Origin of the sequence: Pseudohaemophilus parahaemolyticus (genome assembly GCF_938021905.1) — a bacterium.
GTDB lineage: Bacteria > Pseudomonadota > Gammaproteobacteria > Enterobacterales > Pasteurellaceae > Haemophilus_A > Haemophilus_A parahaemolyticus_B.
This window is the reverse complement of record NZ_CALIFA010000076.1, coordinates 23,600-31,151: the sequence shown is the minus strand read 5'-3', so window position 1 is coordinate 31,151 and position 7,552 is coordinate 23,600. Positions and strand designations below refer to the sequence as shown.

Annotated in this window: 7 protein-coding genes; 4 read left to right on the top strand and 3 right to left on the bottom strand. The window is 40.5% G+C overall.

Annotation, left to right across the window (positions count from 1 at the left end; translation table 11 throughout):
- A partial coding sequence (gene rplT / locus QMF79_RS08520; RefSeq protein WP_281773507.1) for a 50S ribosomal protein L20 occupies positions 1 to 206 on the top strand: 206 nt, incomplete at its 5' end.
- Between the two features lie 57 nt (positions 207 to 263).
- Here rplT and QMF79_RS08515 read toward each other — a convergent pair.
- Entirely contained in the window at positions 264 to 533 is a 270-nt protein-coding gene (locus QMF79_RS08515; protein ID WP_281773506.1) for a GNAT family N-acetyltransferase, read from the bottom strand.
- A gap of 130 nt (positions 534 to 663) precedes the next feature.
- On the opposite strand from QMF79_RS08515, the gene purH reads away from it, so the two are divergent.
- A complete protein-coding gene (gene purH, locus QMF79_RS08510; protein ID WP_281773505.1) occupies positions 664 to 2,253 on the top strand; it encodes a bifunctional phosphoribosylaminoimidazolecarboxamide formyltransferase/IMP cyclohydrolase in 1,590 nt (529 codons plus the stop codon).
- Between the two features lie 385 nt (positions 2,254 to 2,638).
- Here the strand turns inward: purH and msbA are convergent, their stop codons facing one another.
- Positions 2,639 to 4,387: a lipid A ABC transporter ATP-binding protein/permease MsbA gene (msbA, locus tag QMF79_RS08505; protein WP_281773504.1), complete on the bottom strand. Its 1,749-nt coding sequence runs from the start codon at positions 4,385 to 4,387 to the stop codon at positions 2,639 to 2,641.
- Positions 4,388 to 4,551: 164 nt separating this feature from the next.
- Here msbA and udk point away from each other — a divergent pair, with 164 nt between their 5' ends.
- Entirely contained in the window at positions 4,552 to 5,205 is a 654-nt protein-coding gene (gene udk / locus QMF79_RS08500; protein ID WP_281773503.1) for a uridine kinase, read from the top strand.
- A 1-nt stretch (position 5,206) separates the two neighbouring features.
- Positions 5,207 to 5,788, top strand: coding sequence for a dCTP deaminase (gene dcd, locus QMF79_RS08495; protein ID WP_005705661.1), 582 nt, complete (start codon positions 5,207 to 5,209; stop codon positions 5,786 to 5,788).
- A 49-nt stretch (positions 5,789 to 5,837) separates the two neighbouring features.
- Here dcd and QMF79_RS08490 read toward each other — a convergent pair whose 3' ends face one another.
- On the bottom strand, positions 5,838 to 7,550 hold the full coding sequence (locus QMF79_RS08490) for a DUF3413 domain-containing protein (protein WP_281773502.1): 1,713 nt from the start codon (positions 7,548 to 7,550) through the stop codon (positions 5,838 to 5,840).
- Between the last annotated feature and the right edge of the window lie 2 nt (positions 7,551 to 7,552).

Here is a 7,552-nt window from a genome sequence, read left to right as displayed (position 1 = left end):
GTCGTCAACGTAAACGTCAATTCCGTCAATTATGGATTGCACGTATCAACGCTGCGGCACGTCAAAACGGTTTATCTTACAGCAAATTCATCAATGGCTTGAAAAAAGCTTCTGTTGAAATTGACCGTAAGATCTTAGCTGACATCGCTGTATTCGACAAAGTAGCATTCTCTGCATTAGTTGAAAAAGCAAAATCTGCACTTTAATGCTAAAGTTTAGATAAAAATTGAGGGCACTTATAGGTGCCCTTTCTTATCTAATATTTATGCAATTAAATCAGGATTATTTCGTTGCATTTTAATATCAATATAACTACAACTTGGCTTAATTTTAAGCTGATTTTGTTTAGCGAATTCAATTACTGCAGAATAGAGTTCCCCCGCAATTCCCTTGCCCTGAAAGGCTTCATCCACTTTTGTAGTGAAAACATCTATCACATCATCTTTAATATAATGATAGCGTAATTTGCCCATTTTTACTTCGCCTTCAAAATAACTAAATTCGCCCTGTTCTTCGTTATGAATAATTGGCATAGCCTGCTCCTAAAAATTTATCTTGTAAAAAATTTGCATAAATTCACCGCTTGCTAATGAAAAAAGCAAACGTTTGCTTTATAATCTTGCCCGATTTTTTTATTTTAATCTATATTAAAGGGAACTCAAAATGGCGATTCAACAAGCGTTATTAAGTGTGTCTGATAAAAAAGGCATCGTGGAATTTGCACAAGGACTCGTAGCTCGTGGTGTGAAATTGCTTTCAACGGGCGGCACGGCAAAATTAATTGCTGATGCAGGCTTGCCCGTGACTGAAGTATCAGACTACACTGGTTTCCCAGAAATGATGGGCGGGCGAGTAAAAACCCTTCACCCAAAAGTACACGGTGGGATTTTAGGTCGCCGTGGTACAGATGATGAAGTGATGAACCAACACGGCATTGAACGCATTGATATGGTGGTAGTGAACCTTTACCCATTTGCGGCAACCGTGGAAAAACTTGATTGTACGTTGGAAGATGCGGTAGAAAATATCGACATTGGAGGTCCAACAATGGTACGCTCTGCGGCGAAAAACCATAAAGATGTAGCGATTGTGGTGAATAATAGCGATTTTGATGCGATTTTGGCAGAGATGGATCAAAACGACAATAATCTAACCTTAGCCACTCGCTTTAACCTTGCCATCAAAGCCTTTGAACACACGGCGCAATACGACAGTATGATTGCCAACTACTTCGGTCAAAAAGTACCACCTTATCAAGGGGCAGAGGAAGAAGATTTAACTCAAGTTTGCGGTCAATTCCCGCGTACGTTAAACCTCAATTTTGTACGTAAGCAAACGATGCGTTATGGTGAAAACGCTCACCAAAATGCAGCATTCTATGTGGAAAATGAAGTGAAAGAGGCATCGGTTTCTACTGCGAAACAATTACAAGGTAAAGCCCTTTCTTACAACAACATTGCTGACACAGATGCCGCCCTTGAATGCGTAAAAGAGTTTGAGCAACCCGCTTGTGTGATTGTGAAACACGCGAACCCGTGCGGAGTGGCATTAGGTGAAAACATTTTAGAAGCCTATGATCGTGCTTATCAAACCGATCCAACATCTGCATTCGGAGGCATTATTGCCTTCAATCGTGAGTTAGATGGCATTACAGCACAAATCATTGCAGATCGTCAATTCGTGGAAGTGATCATCGCACCAACCGTTTCAGCAGAAGCAAAAGAAGCTCTAGTGAAAAAGAAAAACGTACGTGTATTAGAATGTGGCGAATTTAGTCAACCGCAAAAACGCTTAGATTTCAAACGTGTAAATGGTGGTTTATTGGTGCAAGAAGCAGATCAAGGTTCTGTTGCTATTGAAGATTTGAAAGTGGTTTCTAAACGCCAACCGACTCAAGCAGAACTTGAAGACTTACTCTTCTGCTGGAAGGTTGCGAAATATGTGAAATCGAATGCGATTGTATATGCGAAAAACGGACAAACCATCGGTATTGGTGCAGGTCAAATGAGCCGTGTTTACTCTGCGAAAATCGCAGGCATTAAAGCTGAAGACGAAGGTTTGCAAGTAGCAGGTTGTGTGATGGCATCAGATGCGTTCTTCCCATTCCGTGATGGTATTGATGCAGCAGCGAAAGTGGGCATTACTTGCGTAATCCACCCAGGTGGTTCAATGCGTGATCAGGAAGTGATTGATGCAGCAGATGAACACGGTATGGCGATGGTATTAACAGGAATGAGACATTTCCGTCATTAATCCCTAAAATGCGAAACGTTTAACATCATGCATAAACCAAGCAGTCAAATTCTTAACCTATTGTACAAAATAAATTGGAAATTTGATTGCTTGGATTCTTATGCAATGAACATAAAAAATCCTCGTTATGTAATGAACAAGGCTGACAACCAAAATTCAAAATATAGCGGGATTACTTCATATTATTCTGGGTGAGGATAAATCCTGTTCCTTGCATGTTAAAAATAGAGTAAATTAGCAACAAACTAAACCATGTTATTCACAACTTGTCATAAAATAGTTCGGTTAGCATCTTTCAAAGATATATTGATAAAGCTTTTTTAAATAAAAAGGGCTGCTAATATTTTGAAAATATTAGCAACGCTTTATGTCTATTATGCTTTAATTACGCCCCAAATTGTAATTTATGAAGCTGTTTATAAGCACCATCAAGTGCCATCAGTTCACTATGCGGGCCACGTTCGACAATCTTACCTTGATCGACTACCAAAATTTCATCTGCTTTTTCAATTGTTGATAAACGGTGTGCAATCACAAGCACTGTTTTGTCTTTTTGTAGTTCTGCCAAGGCAGATTGAATTGCACGCTCTGACTCGGTATCTAGTGCCGAAGTTGCTTCATCCAACACCAATACAGGCGAATTACGCAATAAAGCACGAGCAATTGCTAAACGCTGGCGTTGTCCGCCTGATAAACTTGCCCCATTTTCACCGATAACAGTATCTAAACCATCATCTAATTTCTCGATAAATTCCATTGCATGTGCTGCTTTTGCTGCTTGAATAATCTCTTCACGCGAGAATTTATCTGTTGCCGCATAGGCAATGTTATTAGCAATCGTGTCATTAAACAGATGAACTTGTTGCGAGACAATTGAACATTGTTCACGTAAATTCGCTAGCGTGTAATCTTGAACATTTACCCCATCAAGCAAAATCTCTCCCGAATCAATGTTATAAAACCGAGTTAAAAGGTTGGCAATGGTTGATTTACCCGAGCCAGAACGTCCAACTAACGCTACAGTTTTACCTTTAGGAATGCTAAATGAAACCTGATTTAATGCTGGGTTCTCTTTGCCTTCATAAGTGAAAGAGACATTTTTAAACTCAACATCGCCTTTAGCACGCTTAATTTCAATCTTGCCTTTATCTTCTTCTGTCGGTAAATCTAAAAATCCAAATAAGGTTTGACACGCAGCCATTCCGCGTTGGAACTGCGAATTGACATTAGTAAGTGATTTCAGCGGACGCAACATTGCCATCATTGAAGAGAATACCACCGTGAATGAACCTGCAGTTAAATCCTCAATATCCAAGCCTTTTACCGTCGAAAGATAGAGCACCGCCGATAGAGCAAAAGAGGCAATAAGCTGCACTAAACCATCAGAAATCCCATCGGCAGAGATCACTTTCATTCCTTTCAAACGCATATCGTTACTTACGCGTTCAAAACGTTCTTTTTCGACCTGCTGACCACCGAAAGAGATGACTTCTTTGTGCCCTTTGAGCATCTGTTCTGTTGTTACGGTCAAATCACCCATCGAGCTTTGAATATTACGGCTTAATTGACGGAAACGGCGAGAAACAATAGCAATTAACGTACCAATAATTGGTGCAAGCACGAAAAGTACAACTGAAAGTTGCCAGCTAGTATAGATCATCACCACAAAGAGTGAGATCAAATAAACGCCTTCACGCACAATCGTAACCAACACATGTGAAGACGAATTTGCCACCATTTCCGTATCATAAGTGACACGTGAAAGTGAGCGACCAACAGGATTTTGGTCAAAATAGCTCACAGGCATATACATCAAATGCTGGAAAATATTGCGGCGAAGAGTCATCACTACTTTGCCTGACACCCACGCCAAGCAATAACTCGCAATATAGTTTGTGATACCACGCACAAGGATGAACAGCACCACTAACACCGCCATCAATTTTAAAAAGCCGTGATCTGCGTGACCAAAGCCCTCATCCAGTAACGGTTTAAGCAGATAAATCAGCCCTGAGTCGACCAAAGCATTGAGCACCAATGCTACAGCTCCGACAATTAAGCCCCATTTATATTGGCTAATCGTTGGGAACAAACGCTTAAACGTCTTAAATGTTGAAAGATCTTTTTCTTGCATAATTCTCTATTTAGTAAGGAAAATAGGACGTATTGTACTCTGAATTTACATTTTCACCAAACAAGCTACCTATTTTGACAAATTTGCCTTTTTCTCTTACCTTTCCTCGCTTTACTGTTTGGGGTATAATTGCCCGAATTTTATTTTGATATAGAGAAAAGAAAATGTCTGTAATTACTGAAAACCAAGCGTGTATTGTCATTGCCATCGCAGGGGCTTCGGCTTCTGGCAAAAGTTTAATTGCTTCAACCATTTATAAAGAATTAAAAGAAGAGCTCGGCTCAGATGATATCGGCATTATTTCTGAAGATGCGTACTATAAAGATCAAAGTCATCTCACTATGGATGAGCGCGTTAAAACGAACTACGATCATCCCAACTCAATGGACCACCACTTATTAGTTGAACATCTACGCCTATTAAAACAAGGCAAATCTATCGATATTCCTGAATATGACTATGCGGAACATAACCGCAAAACAACCACCACTCGCTTTAATGCGAAAAAAATCATCATTCTTGAAGGTATCTTATTACTTACCGATGAAGAGATTCGTAACGAAATCAATGTGTCTATTTTCGTAGATGCACCGCTAGATATCTGTTTTATCCGCCGTTTACAACGTGATATGGTAGAACGTGGTAGAACCATGGAATCCGTAATCGCTCAATATCGCAAAACGGTTCGACCAATGTTCTTACAATTTATTGAACCGTCCAAACAATATGCGGATATTATCGTGCCAAAAGGTGGAAAAAACCGTATTGCAATCAATATTTTAAAAGCTCAAATTCAGCAACTATTAGGGAAAAAATAAGATGCGTCTGTGTGATACTGACATTGAGCGTTATTTAGATGAAGGCTTGATTGAAATTACGCCACGACCTGCGAATGATAAAATTTCTGGAGCGACCGTTGATGTTCGCTTAGGCAACTCATTCCGTATTTTCCGTGAACACTCAACCCCTTATATTGATGTAAGCGGTCCTCGCGAAGCGGTAACCGCTCAACTTGAGCGTGTAATGAGTGAGGAAATTATTATCGGTGATGATGAAGCCTTTTTCCTTCATCCAGGTGAGTTAGCATTATCAGTTACTCTTGAATCGGTAAAATTGCCTTCGAATATCGTTGGCTGGCTAGATGGCCGCTCTTCACTTGCCCGCCTAGGCTTAATGGTTCACGTTACTGCTCACCGCATTGACCCAGGTTGGGAAGGGCGTATCGTACTTGAGTTTTTCAATGCAGGAAAATTACCGCTTGCACTTCGTCCTAATATGGCAATCGGTGCGTTAAGTTTTGAGGTGTTAAGCGGACACGCGGCTAAACCATATAATGCCCGAAAAGATGCAAAATATAAAAATCAACAAAGTGCGGTGTCAAGTCGGATTCATCAAGATTAATCTTTTAGATAAAAGAAAAATGCGTAGGATTTAATACCCTACGCATTTTTTATTTATTCACAAACTGATTACTTAATTTAATCATCTGTAAGAACAGGGCAAGCGGTGGTTTTTCGCTTTTAATTTGCACGCCCTCTGTATTGAAGTTTTCAACTTGCCCACGGCGATCTAAGTGGAATTGTTCGCCATCTGACATAATGGCAACATTCCATTGGTGGTTGGAAGCCAGTACCCAAAGGCGGTTGTTTGGTTTAGATAAATCAATGCCTTGGGTGTAATCATTCGCATGATTAAGCACACCAAAGAACTGGCTAAAGAGCGTTGGCATAATGTCTAAATGGCTAGAAAGCTGGTTGTATAATAGCCCTCCGCCTTGCCAATAGAACATCAATGGCACTTCTAATCGTTCTGCTGAGAAACTGTTTTTCATTTTCTCTGCGTTAGCTAAATCGGCAGTCAGTATCACCAAGGTTCTACCCATTAGATCTTTGCTCTTAAGCTGTTGCCAGATTGTTTCAATTTGCTGATTAATCTGGTTTTCAGAGGTTATATTTAACTGTAAATAGCTAAAGAATGGCTTATTTGCTTCCTGTTTTGTCAGCCACGTTTGCCAGGCATTCAGTGCTTGTTCATTATCTTCCGTTTTGGCTAAAGGCATATTTGCAAATAACGCACGACGATAGAGCGGTTCAGCAAAATTGTTTGCAGAGAATAAGCCGAATTGATAGCCATATTTTTTAAAGGCTGTCATAAGCGGTGAGCTAGTTTTTTCGTTCAGCACAGCATCAATGTATCTCCCGCTTAGTCCGTAGAAAATGCCTAACGTGCTTGCCATTGGCGTATCGCCACTCGCATAGTGGTGCATAAAGCGGTAGGATTTTCCCGCTATTTTGCGAACAAACGGCATCTGCTCGCCATCAATCGCATGATTGGTTAAGCCTGAGACGTTAATCAACAACACATTTACTTCAGGCGTTTTGGTCATTTGAAGCATTTGTTTTGGATAGTCCAAGTAGAAAGTATCTAAACGTCCAGTCTGCTCAATGGTTTGCTCCATTTTTTCCATATCCACTAAGCCGTGTTTTTCTAAGAAACTACGTGCTGTCATCGGGTAGGAAAGCGGGTAATTTGCCTTTTGCGAAGTAATTGGGCGGTTAATGCTCATATCTGCCCACGCATAAATAAGATGGGTTGCCATAAAGCAACTCAAGAAAAACATCGCAACATATTTGCCCCAAGTTTGGCGGTTGAAACTACGCAATTTTTGCCAACACCAACGGGAGTAGAGCATTTCTGCAAGTAAAATCAGAGGCATTGGTACGAACAGCAATTGCCATTGGCGTGAGAGTTCGCCGTTATCTGGATTCACTAATAAGTCCCAAACAAGCGGTGATAAATGCAGATAGAATTGCTTAAAGATTTCGGTATCGACCAAGAGTAACGTTTGCCCAATAGTAGCAAAAATGACCGAAAAGCCACGGAAACCGCGCTCGTTGCGGATTAAAAAACTAAGTGGGAAAAGGCAGAGTAGATAAAAGGCAAAAACAACGAAGCTGAAATGTCCGAAAAGGCTGACGAAAAAGTAGAGTTTACCGACTAGCGTATTCGGCCAGTCGGCATTAAAAGCATAACGAGAGGCAATTAAAATTGCTATGACAATATTAAAAAGTGCAAACCAATGCCCCCACGTAATACGTTGTGAGGTTTGCTCTCGGTATTGTAACGTGTTGGTTGGAAATAATTGACGTAGGCGATTAAGCATAG